At 72.9% G+C, this 18,792-nt stretch carries 16 protein-coding genes; 1 reads left to right on the forward strand and 15 read right to left on the reverse strand.

Features of this window, described 5'->3' with window-relative positions:
* Positions 1-13: 13 nt before the first annotated feature.
* From IE308_RS15850 to IE308_RS15880, 7 genes are all read right to left on the reverse strand, one after another.
* Entirely contained in the window at positions 14-199 is a 186-nt protein-coding gene (locus IE308_RS15850) for a DUF6191 domain-containing protein (protein WP_110630918.1), read from the reverse strand.
* Between the two features lie 38 nt (positions 200-237).
* Positions 238-3,279, reverse strand: a complete 3,042-nt coding sequence (locus tag IE308_RS15855) for a helix-turn-helix transcriptional regulator (protein ID WP_190218459.1) — start codon at positions 3,277-3,279, stop codon at positions 238-240.
* Positions 3,280-3,341: 62 nt separating this feature from the next.
* On the reverse strand, positions 3,342-3,527 hold the full coding sequence (locus IE308_RS15860; protein WP_190218460.1) for a hypothetical protein: 186 nt from the start codon (positions 3,525-3,527) through the stop codon (positions 3,342-3,344).
* Positions 3,528-3,703: 176 nt separating this feature from the next.
* On the reverse strand, positions 3,704-4,276 hold the full coding sequence (locus IE308_RS15865; RefSeq protein WP_190218461.1) for a hypothetical protein: 573 nt from the start codon (positions 4,274-4,276) through the stop codon (positions 3,704-3,706).
* Between the two features lie 35 nt (positions 4,277-4,311).
* Positions 4,312-4,887: a GNAT family N-acetyltransferase gene (locus tag IE308_RS15870; protein WP_190218462.1), complete on the reverse strand. Its 576-nt coding sequence runs from the start codon at positions 4,885-4,887 to the stop codon at positions 4,312-4,314.
* Positions 4,865-7,099 carry an MMPL family transporter gene (locus IE308_RS15875; protein ID WP_190218463.1) on the reverse strand — a complete coding sequence of 745 codons (2,235 nt, stop codon included), beginning with the start codon at positions 7,097-7,099 and terminating at the stop codon, positions 4,865-4,867. The genes IE308_RS15870 and IE308_RS15875 overlap by 23 nt, the downstream gene beginning before the upstream one ends.
* Positions 7,100-7,291: 192 nt before the next feature.
* Positions 7,292-7,600, reverse strand: a complete 309-nt coding sequence (locus IE308_RS15880) for a hypothetical protein (RefSeq protein WP_110630905.1) — start codon at positions 7,598-7,600, stop codon at positions 7,292-7,294.
* A 72-nt stretch (positions 7,601-7,672) separates the two neighbouring features.
* Here IE308_RS15880 and IE308_RS15885 point away from each other — a divergent pair, with 72 nt between their 5' ends.
* Positions 7,673-8,449, forward strand: a complete 777-nt coding sequence (locus IE308_RS15885) for an SAM-dependent methyltransferase (RefSeq protein WP_190218464.1) — start codon at positions 7,673-7,675, stop codon at positions 8,447-8,449.
* Positions 8,450-8,506: 57 nt separating this feature from the next.
* Here IE308_RS15885 and gatB read toward each other — a convergent pair whose 3' ends face one another.
* From gatB to IE308_RS15925, 8 genes are all read right to left on the reverse strand, one after another.
* Positions 8,507-10,021, reverse strand: a complete 1,515-nt coding sequence (gatB, locus tag IE308_RS15890) for an Asp-tRNA(Asn)/Glu-tRNA(Gln) amidotransferase subunit GatB (protein WP_190218465.1) — start codon at positions 10,019-10,021, stop codon at positions 8,507-8,509.
* A 16-nt stretch (positions 10,022-10,037) separates the two neighbouring features.
* Positions 10,038-10,277 (reverse strand): hypothetical protein, encoded by a 240-nt coding sequence (locus tag IE308_RS15895; RefSeq protein ID WP_110630899.1) that lies wholly within the window; start codon positions 10,275-10,277, stop codon positions 10,038-10,040.
* Complete coding sequence (gene gatA, locus IE308_RS15900; RefSeq protein ID WP_190218466.1) at positions 10,274-11,773, reverse strand: Asp-tRNA(Asn)/Glu-tRNA(Gln) amidotransferase subunit GatA; 1,500 nt, start codon at positions 11,771-11,773, stop codon at positions 10,274-10,276. The genes IE308_RS15895 and gatA overlap by 4 nt, the downstream gene beginning before the upstream one ends.
* Before the next feature lie 5 nt (positions 11,774-11,778).
* Positions 11,779-12,075 carry an Asp-tRNA(Asn)/Glu-tRNA(Gln) amidotransferase subunit GatC gene (gatC, locus tag IE308_RS15905; RefSeq protein ID WP_004925108.1) on the reverse strand — a complete coding sequence of 99 codons (297 nt, stop codon included), beginning with the start codon at positions 12,073-12,075 and terminating at the stop codon, positions 11,779-11,781.
* Positions 12,076-12,343: 268 nt separating this feature from the next.
* The gene (locus IE308_RS15910) at positions 12,344-12,844 is read right to left on the reverse strand and encodes a cupin domain-containing protein (RefSeq protein ID WP_190218467.1); all 501 of its coding nucleotides are present in this window, start codon (positions 12,842-12,844) and stop codon (positions 12,344-12,346) included.
* A gap of 215 nt (positions 12,845-13,059) precedes the next feature.
* On the reverse strand, positions 13,060-15,300 hold the full coding sequence (locus tag IE308_RS15915) for a putative bifunctional diguanylate cyclase/phosphodiesterase (protein ID WP_110630893.1): 2,241 nt from the start codon (positions 15,298-15,300) through the stop codon (positions 13,060-13,062).
* Positions 15,301-15,567: 267 nt separating this feature from the next.
* The gene (gene ligA, locus IE308_RS15920; protein WP_190218468.1) at positions 15,568-17,763 is read right to left on the reverse strand and encodes an NAD-dependent DNA ligase LigA; all 2,196 of its coding nucleotides are present in this window, start codon (positions 17,761-17,763) and stop codon (positions 15,568-15,570) included.
* A gap of 15 nt (positions 17,764-17,778) precedes the next feature.
* Positions 17,779-18,786 (reverse strand): methionine synthase, encoded by a 1,008-nt coding sequence (locus IE308_RS15925; RefSeq protein WP_190218469.1) that lies wholly within the window; start codon positions 18,784-18,786, stop codon positions 17,779-17,781.
* Positions 18,787-18,792: the final 6 nt, after the last annotated feature.

The raw sequence follows: 18,792 nt of genomic DNA on the forward strand, positions 1-18,792 counted from the left end.
GCCCGCTGCCGGACTACGCGCCGGGGTCGTCGTCCGACGGCTCCGGCAGCCGTATGGTGACCTTCCCCGACGCCAGGTCTATCGGGCCGCGCCCCGGGTCCCCGTCGCCGACGTCCTCCCGGGTCAGCGCCAGCCGCTTCTCCTCGTCGCGGGTGTGCTTGCGGCCGGGAGCGAACAGTTCCTCGAAGACGTTGAACACGGTTCCTCCCGGGTCGCAGGTCTCTTACAGCGTACGGCTCACCCCGTGGCGCGCACCGGGAGAGATTCGGCCGGGAACAGGCCCAGCCGGTGCGCCACCGCCGCCGCCTCGCCGCGGCCCGCCACGCCGAGCTTGGCGAGGATGTTGGAGACGTGGACGCTGGCGGTCTTCGGGGAGATGAACAGTTCCTCGGCTATCTGGCGGTTGGTGCGGCCCGCGGCGACCAGGCGCAGCACGTCGTGCTCCCGGCTGGTCAGGCCGAGCGACTCCACCGGGTCGGCGGACGGCTCGGGGCAGGCCGCGGCGGTGAGGGGGAGCCGGGCCCGCTGGGCGACGCGGGCGACGGCGTCGGCCAGCGGCCGGGCGCCGAGGTGGCCGGCGACGGCGTGGGCGAGGCGCAGCAGCTCGGTGGCGCGGGCGCGCTCGTCGTCGCCGCCGTCGGCCAGCAGCGCGACGGCCAGGCGGTGGCGGACCCGGGCGAGGTCGTAGGGCCGCTCCAGTGGTTCGAAGGCGGTGACCACGTCCGACCAGACGGCGGTGGTGTCCCGGCCCTCGGCGCGCAGCAGCTCGGCGCGGACCCAGGCCTCGTGGGCGTGCCAGACGGGTGCGTCGGTGGTGAGCCGCTTCAGCGCGGCGGCGATGCGGTCGAGGGCCTCCTCGCGGCCCGGCAGCGCGGCGGGCAGGGCCCGGGCGTCGGCCTCGGCGGTGGCGGCGGCCAGCAGCAGCGGCCAGCCGTACCGGTGGGTGCCCGGCGGGACGCCGGCGTCCAGGGCGGCGGCGAGTTCGGCGCGGGCGTCGGTGTGACGGCCCTCGGCGGCGGCGATGCACAGGCCGACGTGGGCGAGGACGATCCACTGCTGGGGCATCGGGTCGTGGGTGCCGAAGAAGGCGTGTGCGGCGGCCAGTTGGCGGCTCGCCTCGGCGAGGTCGCCGCGGCCCAGGGCGAGCAGCGCGAGGCACATCGCGCCGCAGCCCTTGGGTTTGGTGCTCTGTCCGCGGCGCAGCGCGGCGGCGGCGGCCTCGGTGGCCTCGTCCCAGCAGCCCAGCGAGAACCGGGACTCGGCGAGGTTGCCCCACACCCAGGCCTCGGAGTCCAGCAGCCCGAAGCGCCGGGTGTAGGTCACGCCTTCGGTCAGGATCCGCACCGCTTCCCGGGAACGGCCCACGCTCTCCAGGTCGTTGGGCAGGTTCACATAGGCGCGGCCCGCTTCGAAGGCGTGTCCCTCCGCCACCGCCTGCTGTCTGACCTCCTCCATCAGCGCGAGCCCCGCCTCGATGTCGCCGGCGCCGACGGTGAGGGCGCCCAGGGTCAGGCGCGCGTTCAGCTCGGTCTCGCGGGCCGAGACCATGCGGGCGTAGCTCACGGCCTGTTCGGCGGCGGCGAGGGCGTCGGGGCCGGGCTCGTGCAGCATCGACCAGTTGGCGACGTTGGTGAGCACCTCGGCGTGCACCCGGGACGGCGGCAGGCCGCGCACCAGCTCCTGGGCGGTGGCCAGTTCCTGCCGTCCGTCGCCCCGGGCGAGGGACTGCACCAGCCGGGACCGCTGGATCCAGAACCAGGCGGCGCGCAGGGGGTCGTGCTCGTCCTCCAGGAGCCGCAGCGCCTTCTTGGTGATCTTCAGGGCGCGTTCGCGTTCGCCGCCGAAGCGGCCCGCGCAGGCGGCCTCCGCCATGAGGTCGAGGAAGCGCAGCGGTGTGGTGGCGGGGTCGCAGCCGCACTCCGGGTACGCCTCGGCGTACCCGGCCAGCCGGAGCCCGGCCCTGACCTCCTCGGGGGCGGCGTCCCACAGCTCCATCGCCCGCTCCAGCAGGTGGAGTTGCTCGCTGTAGGCGTGCCGGGCGCGGGCCTGCACGGAGGCGTCGAGGACGGCGGGCAGGGCCTTGGCCGGGTCGTGCGCGTGGTACCAGTACGTGGCCAGGCGCATGGCGCGCTGGTCGGCGGGGACCAGCGTCGGGTCGGTCTCCAGGGCCTCGGCGTAGCGGCGGTTGAGGCGGGAGCGCTCGCCGGGCAGCAGATCGTCGCCGACGGCCTCGCGGACCAGGGAGTGGCGGAAGCGGTAGCCGTCGCCGGAGGGCGCGGCGATGAGGATGTTGGCGTTGACGGCGGCCCGCAGCGCCTCGATGAGGTCGTCCTCGGCGAGCCGGGCGACGGCGGCCAGCAGCCGGTACTCGACGGTGGAGCCGCCCTCGGCGACGATGCGGGCGACCTTCTGGGCGCTCTCGGGCAGCGCTTCGACGCGGACCAGCAGCAGGTCGCGGAGGGTGTCGGTGAGACCGGTGCGGCAGCCCTCGGCGGCGGCGACGGCGAGTTCCTCGACGAAGAAGGCGTTGCCGTCGGAGCGCTGGAAGATGTCGTCGACCTGGGCGGGGTCGGGTTCGGCGGCGAGGATGCCGGCGATCTGGCGGCCGACCTCGTCGCGGCTGAAGCGGGCCAGGTCCAGGCGGCGCACGGTGCGCAGCCGGTCCAGCTCGGCGAGCAGGGGGCGCATCGGGTGCCGGCGGTGGATGTCGTCGGAGCGGTAGGTGGCGAGGACGACGAGGCGGCCGGCGCGCAGGGTGCGGAAGAGGTAGGACAGCAGGTGGCGGGTGGAGGCGTCGGCCCAGTGCAGGTCCTCCAGGGCGAGGACGACCGTGCGCTCGGCGGCGACGCGCTCCAGCAGGCGGGCGGTCAGCTCGAACAGGCGGGCCACGCCCTCCTCGTCATGGCCTCCGCTGCCGGTCTCCCCCAGCTCCGGGAGCAGCCGGGCCAGTTCCTCCTCCTGTCCTGCGGCCGCCGCGCAGAGCTCGGCGGGCAGCTCGCGGTACAGGGTGCGCAGGGCGGTGGAGAACGGGGCGAAGGGCAGTCCGTCGGCGCCGATCTCGACGCAGCCGCCGACCGCGACGACGGCGCCCGCGCGGCCGGCGGCCGCGGTGAACTCCTCGATGAGCCGGGTCTTGCCGACGCCGGCCTCGCCGCCGATGAGCAACGCCTGCGGCTCGCCCGCGTGTGCGCGGGCGAGCGCGTCGTGCAGGACGTCCAACTCGTCGGTGCGGCCGACGAACACGGGACTGACGGAACTGATCTCCACGGTCCCGAGCATCGCATGGGGCGCTGACAGCGCGGCAGGGGTTTTCCACAGCCCCGGCGGCGCCGGCGGCGCGCTCACGCGGCGCGGGTGGACCAGCGCCGCCGGGGCCGGTCGGTATGCGACTCGGTTCCGGCGGTCCGTTCCTGTGCTGCGCGGCGGGCCTCGCGCCGGGTGCGGACGGCCTCGCGGACCAGCCGCTCGTGCTCGGCCTTGCGCAGCAGCTCGGCGGAACGGGCCTGCTGGATCTCGTACTCGTACATGGTTCCCCCTGGGATCCGGTTGAGGTACCGCGTCTTTCGCGATGCCTCAACTCTCGTCTCCCAGGGGGGTCCGCCACATCGGGAGACCTCCGCATCTTGGGCCCGCGTGCGGGGCCTTAGACGCGGGTGACGGGCCTTAGGCCCGCCTGAGGTCCTTAGGGGGTGCCTAGGCGTGTCTAGGCGGACGGCAGTCCGAGCAGGACGTCGGTGTACTTCAGGACGGCCAGGAGCAGGCCGAGGACGCCGAGTGCGACGCCCGCCCAGGCGACCGACTTGATCCAGGGGGCCTGCGGCCTGCCGGGCGCGCCGAACGCGGGCCGGGCGAGGACGACCACGCCGGTGACCAGGGCGAGCAGCGCGAACAGTCCGGCCCACAGGGCGTTGGCGTGCCAGGCGTCGCCGTAGCCCTCCTTGACCATCGTGGCGACGCTGGAGGACGAGGAGGTCTGCAGCTGGCCGATGAGCGACTCGCGCGCGGAGGCGACGGTGCCGATCCAGCTGCCGGTGAGCGAGACGAGGCCGAGCGCGGCGGCGACGACGGCACCGGCGCCCTGGCCGACGCCCGAGGGGCCGTCCTGGCCGGCGGGGGTCTCGTCGTGGCCTTCCGGCTCCTCGGCGGCCGCCTCCCCGGTGCCCGCCTGCTCCGGCGCGGCCTCCTCGGCGGCCGTCTCCTCCTCTGTCGTGCCCTCGTCCGCGGTCGTCCCGGCGGCCGGGGTGTCCGCGGCCTGGTCCTCAGTCTTCGTTGCCATGCCCCGCACCGTACGGAGCGAGTCTGAGAGGTCCCTTAATGATCGTTGTGGGCGGTACGCGCGCGTGCCGCCCGCCACTCCGGGGCGAGCAGCGACCACACCTCAAGGTCGTGCCGTACGCCGTGGTGGAGGTGGGCCTCGCGGCGCACGCCGTCGCAGGTCATGCCGAGCCGGCGGGCCACGTTGAGGCTGGGTACGTTGCCGGAGGCGGCGACCCACTCGATGCGGTGGATGCCGCGTTCCTCGACGGCCCAGTCGATGAGGTGCCGCATCGCGCGGGTGATCAGCCCGCGTCCGGTGGCGGCGGGCTCCAGCCAGCAGCCGACCTCGCAGGTGCCGGCCGCCGCGTCGACGTTCAGCGCGAGGACCCCGCCGACGAGCTTGCCGTCCTGCCAGATGCCGTGGTGGCAGGCGGTGTCGGCGGCGCGCATCCCGGCGTACCGCTTCAGGGCCTCGCGGGCGGCGTCGAGGTCGGTGACCTGGGAGCCGAAGGGCACGTACTGGTTGATGAAATCCCGCCCGCGGTCCAGGTGGGCGAGGAACTCCTCGGCGTGCCAGGGCTCCAGCGGGCGCAGTTCGGCGCCGTCGTCACCCAGCGATATCGCGTACATCCCGCTGCCGCTCCTTCTCCATCTCCTCCACTGCGTCCGTGAGCCTCTCATGGGCGGCGGCGCGGCACTCGGGCGGCTCGATGCTGATGCGGGGCAGGACGCGGTCCAGGCCGCGCGGCAGCCACCAGTTGGCGCCGCCGAGGAGGTGCATCAGGGCGGGGACGAGCAGGGTGCGCAGGACGAAGGCGTCCAGGGCGACGGCGGCGGCCAGCGCGATGCCGAACATGGCGATGACGCGGTCGCCGCTGAGCACGAAGGCGAGGAAGACGGAGATCATGATGACCGCCGCGGAGTTGATCACGCGGCTGGTCTCGGCGAGGCCGACGCGCACCGCGCGCCGGTTGTCGCCCGTTTCCAGCCACTCCTCGTACATCCGGCTGACCAGGAAGACCTGGTAGTCCATGGAGAGGCCGAAGAGGACCGAGACCATGATCACGGGGAGGAAGGGCTCGATGGGCCCGGCGCGGCCGAGGCCGAGGAGTTCGCTGCCCCAGCCCCACTGGAAGATCGCGACGACGACGCCGAAGGCGGCGGCGACGGCGGCCACGTTCATGGCGGCGGCCTTCAGCGGGATGCCGACGGACCGGAAGGCGAGCAGCAGCAGTACGCAGCCGAGCCCGATCACGACGCCGACGAAGACCGGCAGCTTGCCGACGATCACCTCGGCGAAGTCGTCGTAGGACGCGGTCACGCCGCCGACGTGCACGTCGAGGGAGGTGCCGGACTCGGCGCGGGGCAGCACCTCGGTGCGCAGCCGGTCGACGAGGTCGCTGGTGGCGCGGGACTGCGGGGCCGACTCGGGGACGACGCCGAGGTACGCGGTCGTGCCGCCGGAGTTGTAGGTGACCGGGGTAACGGCGGCGACGCCCTCGGTGGCGCGCAGGGAGGTGTCGAGGTTGTCCAGGGCGAGCCGGTCCTCGGCGCCGTCTACGCGCGTCACCAGCGTGAGCGGCCCGTTGACGCCGGGTCCGAAGCCGTCGGCGAGCAGGTCGTAGGCCTGCCGGGTGGTGGCGGTGGTCGGGCCGTTGCCCTGGTCGGAGGTGCCCAGGTGGAGGGAGAGCGTGGGCAGCGCGAGGAGGGTGACGACGCCGAGCGCGAGCGAGCCGAGCAGCTTGGGGTGGCGTTCGACGAACGCGGACCAGCGGGCGGCGAGCCCGGTCGGCACCTCCGGCTCGGGTCCGTGCTCGGCCAGCCGGCGCCGCTCGCGGCGGCTGAGCGCGCGCATGCCGAGGAAGGAGAGCAGGGCGGGCAGCAGGGTCACGGAGGCGGCGACGGTGAGGACCACGGTCAGCGAGGCGGCCACGGCGACGCCGTTGAGGAAGCTCAGCCGGAGGATCAGCATGCCGAGGAGGGCGATGCAGACGGTCGCACCCGCGAAGACGACGGCGCGTCCGGTGGTGGCGACGGCGTTGGTGGCGGCCTCGGTGACGCTCAGCCCGCGTTTCAGTCCGCGCCGGTGCCGGGTGACGATGAACAGGGCGTAGTCGATGCCGACGCCGAGTCCGATCAGCAGGCCCAGCATGGGCGCGAAGTCGGCGACGGTCATGGCGTGCCCGAGCAGCGCGATCCCGGCGTAGGCGGTGCCGACGCCGACCAGCGCGGTGGCGATGGGCAGCAGGGACGCGGCGAGCGAGCCGAAGGCGAGGAACAGCACGACCGCGGCGACGACCACGCCGACGATCTCGGCGAGGTGGCCGCCGGCCGGCTCGGTGAGCGCGATGGCGCTGCCGCCCAGCTCCACCTGGAGCCCGTCGCCCTCGGCCGCCTTGGCGGTGTCGACGACGGCCCGGGCCTCGCCCGCGGTGATGTTCTCGGCGGAGTCGTCGAAGGTGACGGTGGCGTACGCGGTGTGCCCGTCCTCGCTGATGCGGCTCGCGTCGCCCTTGCCGGCGTACGGCCCGCTCACCGAGGCGACGCCCGGCAGGTCGGCGATCCGGTCCAGGGCGCGGGACATGGTCTGCTCGACGTCGGCGGCGCGGACGGTGCCGGAGGCGGTGTGCCAGACGACGGTGTCGCTGTCGCCGCCGAGGCCCGGGAAGCCCTCCTGGAGCAGCTGGGTGGCGCGGCCGGACTCGGTTCCGGGGACCTCGTAGTCGTTGCTGTAGGCGGAGCCGGTGACGGCGGCGGCCGCGGCCACCCCGCCGAAGGCGAGGAGCCAGAGCAGTACGGCGACGAGGCGGCGTTGTACACACCAGCGTGCAAGGGCTGCCACGAACGTGCTCCCGGTATGACTGATGGTGGATCTTTGGTCGGGAACAGTCGTTCATGAGGTGAACGGCCCGCAAAGAACGCATGAGCAATGCGAAGAACACTCTTGCAGGCAGAAGTGATCGTTTGCCGCATTCGTGGGCTTATTCACAGGACTGGGAGGCAGCTCACAGGACAATCAGGTGAACTCTGTCGCTCAGTCGAACTGGTCTCCGAGTGCCATCACCATCACTCCGGCGATCAGCAGCCACAGCGCGCGCCGGGTGCGGCCGCGCGAGCCGAGGAGGGCACCGCAGGCGCACACCGCGCCGCCGGCGGCGTACGCGGCGGGCACCAGGGCGGGCGCGGCGCCGGCCAGTCTGAGCAGGGCCGCGGCCAGCCCCGCGAGCGCCAGCAGAGCGCCGGTGCCGGCGGCCGTCCAGCGGGCCCGCCGCGCGTCCTCGGCCCGCTCCTCGCCCTCGGGGACTATCTCGGGGTCGGTATCGGAATCGGCTCGTCCACTCATGCCGCGGGAGCGTAGCGCCTCGGGCGGGTTAATCAGGTGCGGGGCCTCGGGCCGGCTGCTAGGCAGGGCCGCATGACCGATCTCGCAGAGCGCCTCTCCCTCCCCCGCTACCCGCGCAGCGCCCGCTACGACGTGCGCTGGACGATCGAGAACCAGATGGGCCCGCACGCGCTGTGGCTGCTGGAATGGCTCGCCCCCGCCCTGGGCCTCGCCGACCTCCCGCCGGGCGCGCGCGTCCTCGACCTGGGCTGCGGGCGGGCGATGACCTCGGTCTTCCTCGCCCGGGAGTACGGCGTCCAGGTCACCGCCGCCGACCTGTGGGTGAAGCCGGACGAGAACGCGGCACGGCTCGCCGAGGCGGGCGTCGCCGACCGGGTACTGCCGGTGTACGCCGAGGCACACGACCTGCCGTTCGGGGAGGCGTCCTTCGACGCGATCGTCTCCATCGACGCCTACCAGTACTTCGGCACCGACGACCTCTATCTGCCGTCCCTGACCCGGCTGCTGAAGCCGGGCGGGCGGATCGGGGTCGTCGTACCGGCGCTGCGGGAGGAGATCGACGGCGTGGAGCCGCCGGAGCATCTGAAGCCGCACTGGGAGCCCGCGTTCTGGTGCTTCCACTCCGCGGCCTGGTGGCGGCGCCACTGGACGCGCGGCGGGGCCGTGACCGTGGAGGCGGCCGACTGGCTGGAGGACGGCTGGCGGGAGTGGCTGCTGTGGGCCGAGGTGTGCGCCGAGGAGAGCTCCAGCGAGTTCATGCGGGGGCTGGCGCGGGACTCGGTGGAGCTGCTGCGCGCCGACGAGGGACGGACGCTGGGGTTCGTACGGGTCGTGGGCCGGCGCCCGTGACAGGCCGGAGGGGACGCACCGCGAACGGCGCGTCCCCTCCGGCGGACTCAGGGCGGGTCAGCCCTCGCTGACGCCCAGCTTCTGCAGGATCAGCTCCTTGACGCGGGCCGCGTCGGCCTGGCCGCGGGTGGCCTTCATGACCGCGCCGACCAGGGCGCCGGCCGCGGCCACCTTGCCGCCGCGGATCTTCTCCGCGACGCCCGGGTTGGCGGCGATGGCCTCGTCGACGGCGGCGGTCAGCGCGCCCTCGTCGGAGACGACCTTCAGGCCGCGCTTCTCGACGACGTCGTCCGGGGTGCCCTCGCCCGCGAGGACGCCCTCGATGACCTGGCGGGCCAGCTTGTCGTTGAGGTCGCCGGACGCCACCAGCTCGGTCACCCGGGCCACCTGGGCCGGGGTGATCGCCAGCTCGTCCAGCGCCTTGCCGGACTCGTTGGCGCTGCGGGCCAGCTCGCCCATCCACCACTTGCGGGCGGACGCGGCGTCCGCGCCGGCCTCGATCGTCGCGACGATCAGGTCCAGCGCGCCCGCGTTGAGGATGGCCTGCATGTCCGTGCCGGAGATGCCCCACTCCTCGCGCAGCCGGTTACGGCGCACCAGCGGCAGCTCGGGCAGGGCCGCGCGGATCTCCTCGACCCACTCGCGCGAGGGCGCGACCGGGACCAGGTCGGGCTCGGGGAAGTACCGGTAGTCCTCGGCCTCCTCCTTCACCCGGCCCGAGGTGGTGGAGCCGGTGTCCTCGTGGAAATGGCGGGTCTCCTGCACGATCGTGCCGCCGGACGAGAGCACGGCCGCGTGCCGCTGGATCTCGTAGCGGGCCGCACGCTCCACCGAACGCAGCGAGTTGACGTTCTTCGTCTCGCTGCGGGTGCCGAACTTGTCGGCGCCCTTCGGCATCAGCGACAGGTTCACGTCGCAGCGCATCTGGCCCATCTCCATGCGGGCCTCGGACACGCCGAGCGCGCGGATCAGCTCACGCAGCTCGCGGACGTACGCCTTCGCCACCTCGGGGGCGCGCTCGCCCGCACCGGTGATCGGCTTGGTGACGATCTCGATGAGGGGGATGCCGGCGCGGTTGTAGTCCAGCAGGGAGTGGGACGCGCCGTGGATACGGCCGGTGGCGCCGCCGACGTGCGTCGACTTGCCGGTGTCCTCCTCCATGTGGGCGCGCTCGATCTCCACGCGGAAGACCTCGCCGTCCTCCAGCTGCACGTCGAGGTAGCCGTTGAAGGCGATCGGCTCGTCGTACTGGGAGGTCTGGAAGTTCTTCGGCATGTCCGGATAGAAGTAGTTCTTCCGGGCGAAGCGGCACCACTCGGCGATCTCGCAGTTCAGCGCGAGGCCGATCCTGATGGCGGACTCCACGCCGGTCGCGTTGACGACCGGGAGCGCGCCGGGCAGGCCGAGGCAGACCGGGCAGGTCTGGGTGTTCGGGTCGGCGCCGAGCGCGGTCGAGCAGCCGCAGAACATCTTGGTCTTGGTGCCGAGTTCGACATGGACCTCAAGGCCCATGACGGGGTCGTACGACGCCAGCGCGTCCTCGTACGACACCAGGTCGGTCGTGGTGGTCACGGTGAAAACTTCCCTCTCAGCCCAGCAGGACGTCGTCGTCGCCCAGCCGCTTCAGCTCGCGGTAGAGGACGGCGAGGCCGGTGACGATCGCGACGGCGGACACGGTGGCGTCGATGAGCCGGAGCGTGTCGCTCTCGGCGCGGGCCTTCTTGATCTGCTTGGCGACGCCGAACGCGCCGAACGCGGTCGTGGCCATGGTCAGGTAGGTGCCGGACTTGGACTTCTTGAAGCCCTTGGCCTTGTTCAGTGCACTCACAGCGACGGAGCCTCCTCCAGGAGCGGGTGCCCCCACTTTTCCACGAAGGCGGCCTCGACGGCCGCGCCCACCTTGTACAGGCGCTCGTCCTTCATCACCGGGGCGATGATCTGCAGGCCGACCGGGAGGTTGTCCTCCGGGGCGAGACCGCAGGGCAGGGACATGGCCGCGTTGCCCGCCAGGTTGGTCGGGATGGTGCACAGGTCCGCGAGGTACATCGCCATCGGGTCGTCGGCGCGCTCGCCGATCGGGAAGGCGGTGGTCGGGGTCGTCGGGGAGACGATCACGTCGACCTGCTCGAAGGCCTTGTCGAAGTCCTGCTTGATGAGCGTGCGGACCTTCTGCGCGGAGCCGTAGTACGCGTCGTAGTAACCGCTCGACAGCGCGTACGTGCCCAGCATGATGCGGCGCTTGACCTCGGGGCCGAAGCCCGCCTCACGGGTGAGGGAGGTGACCTCCTCCGCCGAGTGGGTGCCGTCGTCGCCGGTCCGCAGGCCGTAGCGCAGGCCGTCGAAGCGGGCGAGGTTGGAGGAGCACTCGGAGGGCGCGATCAGGTAGTACGCCGACAGGGCGAGGTCGAAGGACGGGCAGTCCAGCTCGACGATCTCGGCGCCCAGCTCCTTCAGCAGCGCGACGGACTCGTCGAACCGCTGGATGACGCCGGCCTGGTAGCCCTCGCCGCGGAACTGCTTGACCACGCCGACACGCATGCCCGCGACGCTGCCGTTGCGGGCGGCCTCGACGACCGCCGGGACCGGGGCGTCGATGGAGGTGGAGTCCATCGGGTCGTGGCCGGCGATCACCTCGTGCAGCAGGGCCGCGTCCAGGACCGTGCGGGCGCAGGGGCCGCCCTGGTCGAGGGAGGAGGAGAAGGCGACCATGCCGTACCGGGAGACCGCGCCGTACGTCGGCTTGACGCCGACCGTGCCGGTGACGGCGGCCGGCTGGCGGATGGAGCCGCCGGTGTCGGTGCCGATGGCGAGCGGGGCCTCGTAGGCGGCCAGCGCGGCGGAGGAACCGCCGCCGGAGCCGCCGGGGATCCTGGTGAGGTCCCACGGGTTGCCGGTCGGGCCGAACGCGCTGTTCTCGGTCGAGGACCCCATGGCGAACTCGTCCATGTTGGTCTTGCCGAGGATGACGACGTCCGCGGCCTTCAGCTTGCGCGTGACGGTCGCGTCGTACGGCGGGATCCAGCCCTCGAGGATCTTCGAGCCGACGGTCGTGGGCACGCCCTCGGTGGTGAAGATGTCCTTGAGCGCGAGGGGAACGCCGGCCAGCGGGCCGAGCTTCTCGCCCCGCTCCCGCTTCTCGTCCACGGCGCGGGCCTGGGCGAGGGCGCCCTCGCGGTCGACGTGCAGGAAGGCGTGCACCTTCTCGTCGACGGCCTCGATCCGGGCGAGGTGGGCCTCGGTGACCTCGACGGCCGTCAGCTCGCCGGAGGCGATCTTCTCGGCGATCTGCGCGGCCGTGAGCTTGATGATGGTGTTGTCCGTCATGGTGGTCACTCCTCCCCCAGGATCTGCGGCACCTTGAAACGCTGCTGCTCCTGGGCCGGGGCGCCGGAGAGCGCCTGCTCGGGGGTGAGCGAGGGACGGACCTCGTCCGGGCGCATGACGTTCGTCAGCGGGAGCGGGTGCGAGGTCGGCGGTACGTCTTGGTCGGCGACCTCGCTGACGCGGGCCACCGCGCCGATGATGTCGTCCAGCTGGCCTGCGAAGTGGTCGAGCTCTTCGGGCTTCAGCTCCAGACGCGCCAGCCGGGCGAGGTGGGCGACCTCCTCGCGCGTGATGCCAGGCATGCAGCGATCCTCTGGGGTGAGTGTGTGTGGTTTGGGCGGGGGCCAGTCGTCACATTCCCGTCGTCCGCCCGAAGGGCGGGTCACGCGGCGTCTGGTGCGTGCGATCGCAAGGCGCCGGAGCGGCCTCGTGGCGGAGCCACGTGGCCGATTCGGCAACGCGGCGAGCGCGCGTGCCAGGCGTCGCGTGACAGACGGGAATGTGACGACTGGCCCCAATCCTATGGGTCGCGGAGCCCCGGCTGTTAAACGGTTTCCCCTGGGCCCTCCGTCACCGGTGCCGTCCGTCCCACGCCGCGCTCTTCAGGAAGTGGTTGTCGTACAGCTCCTGCACCTCCAGCAGGCTCTCCGGGGTGGCCTCGCCGAGGCGGATGCGCTGCAGGTGGCGGAAGTACTCGAAGCGCTCGACGCCCGGCGCGATGACGATGAGCAGGTCGGCGGTGCTGCCGGGGGCGGCGGCGAAGGCGTGCGGGCGGTCCGGCGGGACGATGATCAGGTCGCCGCGCTCGGCGATCACGACGTCGTCGCCGGAGAGGACCTCGGCCTCGCCGTCGAGGACGTAGAACATCTCGGCGGAGTTGTGGTGCACGTGCGGCCTGGCGCCGTCCGCGCCCTCGGCGAGGGTGGCGCGCACGGTGGACAGGGCCCCGCCGGCGGCGCTGCTGTCGGCCAGCAGCCGGATGGTCACGGGCGTGTTCTCGTCGCCGAGCAGTTCGGCCTCGGCCTCGCGGACGAGCACGGTGTCGTCGAACTTCGGTACGAACAGTGACATGGCGGGGCTCCCTCGTGGTGTGCCTGTGGCGTCAGGCCGTGCGAAGCGGTCCGGCGCTGATGATCACAACGGCGGCGGTGGCGAGGGGAATTCCTCCCCCGGCGGCTCGCGCGCCGCCGTCGCGCACCACGAGCACCGTGTCCAGGAGCGGGGACGAGGGCCGCGCGGACCATGGGCCGGGCCTTCCCGGCGGCCCGCGCGGTACGGCGCGGTGTTCAGCGGCCCGGTTCCTCCGCCGTGGCCGCCGGGAGGGCCGCCGCCGGGCGCTGCCAGCCTCGGGAGCCGCGGGCGCGCAGCCAGGCCGTGGTCTCCTCGGGCGGCATCGCCGCGGCCACCAGCCAGCCCTGGACCGCGTCGCAGCCGAGGTCGCGCAGCCGCTCCCAGGTCTCGTCGTCCTCGACGCCCTCGGCGACGACGAGCAGGCCGAGGGAGTGGGCGAGGTCGACGGTGCAGCGGACGATCTCGGCGTCCTCGGTGTCGACGGCGAGCCGGGCGACGAAGGAGCGGTCGATCTTCAGCTCGCTGACGGGCAGCCGGCGCAGGTGCACCAGCGAGGAGTAGCCGGTGCCGAAGTCGTCGAGGGACATCTTCACGCCGTGGCCGGTGAGACCGGCGAGGGTGTCGGCGGCACGCTGCGGGTCTTCGAGGAGGACGTGCTCGGTGATCTCCAGCTGGAGCGCCCCGGCGGGCACCCCGTGCCGGGCGAGGCGGGCGGCGACGGAACCGGCGAAGCCGGGGGTGTGCACATCGCGCGGGGAGACGTTCACGGCGACCGGGACGAACAGGCCCTGGGAGCGCCAGCGGGCGACCTGGCCGAGGGCGGTCTCCAGCACGTACTCGGTCAGGTGGGGCATGAGCCCGGAGGACTCGGCGATGGCTATGAACTCGTCCGGCGGGACCTTGCCGCGCTCGGGGTGCACCCAGCGGACCAGGGCCTCCAGGCCGGCCACCTGGCCGTCGAAGCGGACCTTGGGCTGGTAGTGCAGTTCGACCTCGTGGGCGTCGAGCGCCCGGCGCAGATCGCCGAGGAGGCCGAGCCGGTCGGGGGTGTTGGAGTCGCGTTTGGACTCGTAGACCTCGACGCCGGTCCGGTCGCGTTTGGCCTGGTACATGGCCACGTCCGCCCGCCGCAGCAGCCCCTCGGCGTCGAGGGCGTGGTCGGGGAAGACGGCGACACCGGCGCTGGCCTCCAGGACGAGGGTCAGTCCGTCGAGGTCGAGCGGGGAGCTGAGGGCGGCCACCAGGCCGCGGGCGATGCGGGTCGCGGACGTCGTGGAGTCGGCGACCGGCAGTAAGACGGCGAACTCGTCGCCGCCGAGCCGGGCGACCTCCGCCCCGCGCGGCAGGGCGAGCCGGAGCCGGTCGGCCGTCTGGAGCAGCAGCCGGTCACCGGCGAGATGACCGAGCGTGTCATTGACCGAACGGAACCGGTCGAGGTCGATCAGCATGAGGGCGGCGCGGGCGTCGATGCGCTCGGCGTCGTCCAGGGCCGTCCAGATGCGCTCCAGGAGCCACTGGCGGTTGGGCAGCCCGGTCAGCGGATCGCGCAGTTGCTCCTCCGCCCGGGCCCTGGCTATCCACAGGGTGGAGTCGAGGGCGATGAGCGGAATGGAGAACAGCGGCAGCAGGATCGGCTTGGCCACGGCCACCACGCAGACCAGCGGCGCGATGCCGAGCAGGGCGACCGCGACCAGGCCCTGTCTGACCAGGGCGGTACGCGCCACGGTGGGCAGTCCGCCGGAACGCGGCGCGTGCAGGTACCACAGCAGGGTGCGGGTGACGAGCAGATAGGCCGCCGCGACCAGCACCACCTCGGGCGCGGTGTAGAGGGTCCAGCGGGCGGGGTCCCAGGGCTCCTCGACGCTCGGGACGGCGCCGAAGGCGGCCAGGACCAGGGCGCCCGCCCCGATGCCGAGGATGTCCACCGCGCCGTGCAGGATGCCCTGCCGCCAGCGGTGGCGGCGGGCTACGCCGACCAGGACGACGACGGTGAGGCTGACCATGCCCGCCGGCACCCAGCCGTACAGCAGCAGGACCGCCAGGGTGAGCGCGGCGCCCGAGCCGGTGCCGCCCCACCAGCGGGCGCGGCCCAGCATGACGAGGTGGCCGACGATGACGCCGGTCAGCACGGCCAGTGACCAGCCGACCGTGCCGGACGGGAAGAGGGCGTGGCCGCCGGTGAAGGCACTCAGGAAGCCGGCGCCCAGGGCGAACCCGGCCGCCGCGACGACCGCGGCGGGCAGCGGCGGCCACGACAGGTGCCGTTCGTGCTCGGCGCCGGGCAGGCCCTCCGAGCGTCCGGGGCCGCACAGCGTGTCCGGCGCGCCGTGCGCTGTGGCGGCGCGCCCCTGCGCGCCGTCGCGCTCCGATGTCCGCGTCGCCCAACCACGCCATGCGCCGGCCATACGGCGCAGACGCAGCCGTGAGTCCGGGGCGACGCTCTCGGTCGGTTCCATTCCCGTCCCTCTCACAGCCGGCGGTGCCCACGCCACGCGGCCCGATGCCCGACATCCATCAGCGGCTCCGCGCCGGGAACCGTGCCCCTGTCCTTCCCGAGCCGTCCGGAACAAGGGGATGCCCCGGCCGCAGCTGGGCACGGCAGGCGCACACCTCAACAGTAGGCCGCAGAAGGCTTCCACGGGCACCGGTCGTCGGCGGTTGCCCGTTTGAACCCCGGCCACCCGTATGCATCTGATATGCGCCGATCGGGTGGCCTTCAACCGCTACTCCTCGGACGAGAGTGCGACTTCGGCCGCCGCCTCGGGCCCCTGTTCGAGCAGGACGCCGAAGCCGGACTCGTTCAGAACGGGAACCTTCAGCTGCATCGCCTTGTCGTACTTCGATCCGGGGTTGTCACCCACCACGACGAACGAGGTCTTCTTGGAGACCGAACCGGTCACCTTCGCGCCCCTGGTCTGGAGCGCCTCCTTGGCGCCGTCCCGGGTGTAGTTCTCCAGCGTGCCGGTGACGACGACCGTGAGGCCCTCCAGCGGGCGGGGGCCCTCGTCCTCGCCGGTGGACTCCTCCTCCATGCGCACGCCCGCGGCCCGCCACTTGCGCAGGATCTCCTGGTGCCACTCCTCGGCGAACCACTCCTTGAGCGAGGCGGCGATGATCGGGCCGACGCCCTCGGTGTTCGCCAACTCCTCCTCGCTCGCCTGCTCGATGCGGTCGATGGAGCGGAACTCCCGGGCCAGCGCCTCGGCGGCGACCGGTCCCACGTGCCGGATCGACAGACCGGTCAGGACCCGGGCGAGCGGGCGCGTCTTGGCCGCCTGGATGTTCTCCAGCATGGCGAGGGCGTTCTTGCGCGGGCCGCCCTCCTTGTTGGCGAAGATGAGGGCGGTCTTCTCCTCGCCGGTCTCCGGGTCTCGCTTGGGCAGACCGCTGTCCTGGTCGAGGACGTACGCCCGGATGGGCAGCAGTCGCTCGATGCCGAGGTCGAACAGGTCGCCCTCGTCCTTCAGCGGCGGCTCCTCTGGCTCCAGCGGCTTGGTGAGCGCGGCCGCCGCCACATAGCCGAAGTGCTCGATGTCGAAGGCCTTGCGGCCCGCGAGGTAGAACAGCCGCTCCCGCAACTGGGCGGGGCAGGTGCGGGCGTTCGGGCAGCGCAGGTCGACGTCGCCCTCCTTCATCGGCCTGAGCGGCGTACCGCACTCGGGGCACTCGTCCGGCATCACGAACTCGCGCTCGCTGCCGTCGCGCAGGTCGACGACCGGGCCGAGGATCTCCGGGATGACGTCACCGGCCTTGCGCAGCACCACGGTGTCGCCGATGAGGACGCCCTTGGCCTTGACCACGTCCTGGTTGTGCAGTGTGGCGAACTCGACCTCCGAACCGGCCACGGTCACCGGCTCGACCTGCGCGTACGGCGTGACGCGGCCGGTGCGGCCCACGCCCACGCGGATGTTGACCAGTTTGGTGTTGACCTCCTCCGGCGCGTACTTGTACGCGATGGCCCAGCGCGGGGCGCGGGAGGTGGAGCCGAGCCGGCCCTGGAGCGGGATCTCGTCCAGCTTGACGACCACGCCGTCGATCTCGTGCTCCACGGAGTGGCGGTTCTCGCCGTAGTAGGCGATGAACTCCCGTACGCCGTCGAGGCCGTCGACGACGCGGGCGTGCGGGGAGGTGGGCAGGCCCCAGGTCTTCAGCAGGTCGTAGGCCTGGGAGAGCCGGGTCATGCCCTTGTAGCCCTCCAGGGCGCCGATGCCGTGGACCACCATGTGCAGCGGGCGGGTGGCGGTGACGCGCGGGTCCTTCTGGCGCAGCGATCCGGCCGCCGCGTTGCGCGGGTTGGCGAACGGCTTGTCACCGGCCGCGACCAGGCGGGCGTTCAGCTCCTCGAACTTCTCGCCCGGGAAGTAGACCTCGCCGCGGATCTCCACGAGGTCGGGCACCTCGTCGCCGTCGAGGCGGTCCGGGATCTCCGCGATCGTGCGGACGTTGGGGGTGATGTCCTCGCCGGTGCGGCCGTCGCCGCGGGTGGCGGCGCGGGTGAGGCGGCCGCGTTCGTAGGTGAGGTTGACCGCGAGGCCGTCGACCTTCAGCTCGCACAGGAAGTGGAACTCCTGGTCGCCCAGCTCGCGGTGGATGCGGTCGGCCCAGGCGGCCAGTTCCTCGTCGTTGAAGGTGTTGTCGAGCGACAGCATCCGCTGGCGGTGCTCCACCGCCGTGAACTCCGTCGCGTAGGACCCCGCGACCTTCTGGGTCGGCGAGTCCGGCGTCCGCAGCTCCGGATACTCCTCCTCCAGCGCCTCCAGAGTCTTCAGGAGCTTGTCGAACTCCGCGTCGCTGATGACGGGAGCGTCCTTCACGTAGTACCGGAAGCGGTGCTCCTCGATCTGCTCCGCCAGCCGCGCGTGCTTCTCCCGTGCCTCGGCGGGCACCGTCGTCGTCTCCGCTTGCTTGTCGCCGGCCACCGTGTTGTCCTCCCGTTACTCTGGGTTGTCTGCGAGGGATCTCGCCGCCCGGGCGCAGTGGGCGAGCGCCTGGCGTGCGTACCCGGGGGATGCGCCCGCGAGGCCGCATGCCGGGGTGATCGTCACCGCCTGGGCGAGCAGCCCAGGACGTAGCCCCAGCCTGCGCCACAACGTCCTGACACCCATGACGCTACCGGCAGGGTCTGACAACGGGCCGTCCGTGCCGGGGACGACACCGGCGAAGAGCCGGGTACCCGCTTCCACGGCCTCCCCGATCGCCTCGTCGTCACGCTCGGTGAGCAGCGAGAAGTCGAAGGAGACGGCCGCCGCGCCCGCCCGGCGCAGCAGCGCGAACGGCACGTCGGGGGCGCAGGAGTGGACGACGACGGGTCCGCCGTCGTGCACCCCGATCACGTCCCGCAGCGTGGCCTCGACGAGCTGCCGGTCGACGGCGCGGTGGGTGCGGTAGCCGCTGGCGGTCCGCACCTGCCCGCGCAGCACGGCGGTGAGGGAGGGCTCGTCGAGCTGGAGGACGACCTGGGCGCCGGGGACGCGGCGGCGCACCTCCGCCAGGTGCAGCCGCAGCCCCTCGGCGAGGGAGGCGGCGAGGTCACGGCAGGCGCCGGGGTCGGAGAGGGCGGCCTCGCCGTTCTTCAGCTCCAGGCCCGCCGCGAGCGTCCAGGGGCCGACGGCCTGGACCTTGAGCTGCCCCTCCCAGCCCTGGGTGAACTCCTCCAGGGCGTCCAGGTCCTCCCCCAGCCAGGAGCGGGCCCGCTTGGTGTCGCGGCCCGGCCGGTCGCCGATGCGCCAGCCGCTGGGCTCCACGCGCGCGTACAGCTCGACGAGCATCCCCGCCGTGCGCCCGATCATGTCGGCGCCGGGTCCGCGCGCGGGCAGCTCGGGCAGGAACGGGAAGTCCTCGAAGGAACCGGTGGCCGTCTTGGCGGCCTCCCGGGCGTCGCCCCCGGGCAGGGAGCCGACGCCGGTGGCCGCGCCGAAGCTGAACTGGGTGTTGTCGCTCACCCGGGA

The sequence above is a fragment of the Streptomyces griseosporeus genome (assembly GCF_014656055.1).
GTDB classification, from domain to species: Bacteria; Actinomycetota; Actinomycetes; order Streptomycetales; family Streptomycetaceae; genus Streptomyces; species Streptomyces griseosporeus.

Excerpts from the sequence above, each read along its gene's own strand:
- IE308_RS15855 (WP_190218459.1), bottom strand. The coding sequence starts at position 3,279 with ATGCTCGGGACCGTGGAGATCAGTTCCGTCAGTCCCGTGTTCGTCGGC.
- IE308_RS15860 (WP_190218460.1), bottom strand. The coding sequence starts at position 3,527 with ATGTACGAGTACGAGATCCAGCAGGCCCGTTCCGCCGAGCTGCTGCGC.
- IE308_RS15865 (WP_190218461.1), bottom strand. The coding sequence starts at position 4,276 with ATGGCAACGAAGACTGAGGACCAGGCCGCGGACACCCCGGCCGCCGGG.
- IE308_RS15870 (WP_190218462.1), bottom strand. The coding sequence starts at position 4,887 with ATGTACGCGATATCGCTGGGTGACGACGGCGCCGAACTGCGCCCGCTG.
- IE308_RS15880 (WP_110630905.1), bottom strand. The coding sequence starts at position 7,600 with ATGAGTGGACGAGCCGATTCCGATACCGACCCCGAGATAGTCCCCGAG.
- IE308_RS15885 (WP_190218464.1), top strand. The coding sequence starts at position 7,673 with ATGACCGATCTCGCAGAGCGCCTCTCCCTCCCCCGCTACCCGCGCAGC.
- gatA (WP_190218466.1), bottom strand. The coding sequence starts at position 11,773 with ATGACGGACAACACCATCATCAAGCTCACGGCCGCGCAGATCGCCGAG.
- gatC (WP_004925108.1), bottom strand. The coding sequence starts at position 12,075 with ATGCCTGGCATCACGCGCGAGGAGGTCGCCCACCTCGCCCGGCTGGCG.
- IE308_RS15910 (WP_190218467.1), bottom strand. The coding sequence starts at position 12,844 with ATGTCACTGTTCGTACCGAAGTTCGACGACACCGTGCTCGTCCGCGAG.
- IE308_RS15915 (WP_110630893.1), bottom strand. The coding sequence starts at position 15,300 with ATGGAACCGACCGAGAGCGTCGCCCCGGACTCACGGCTGCGTCTGCGC.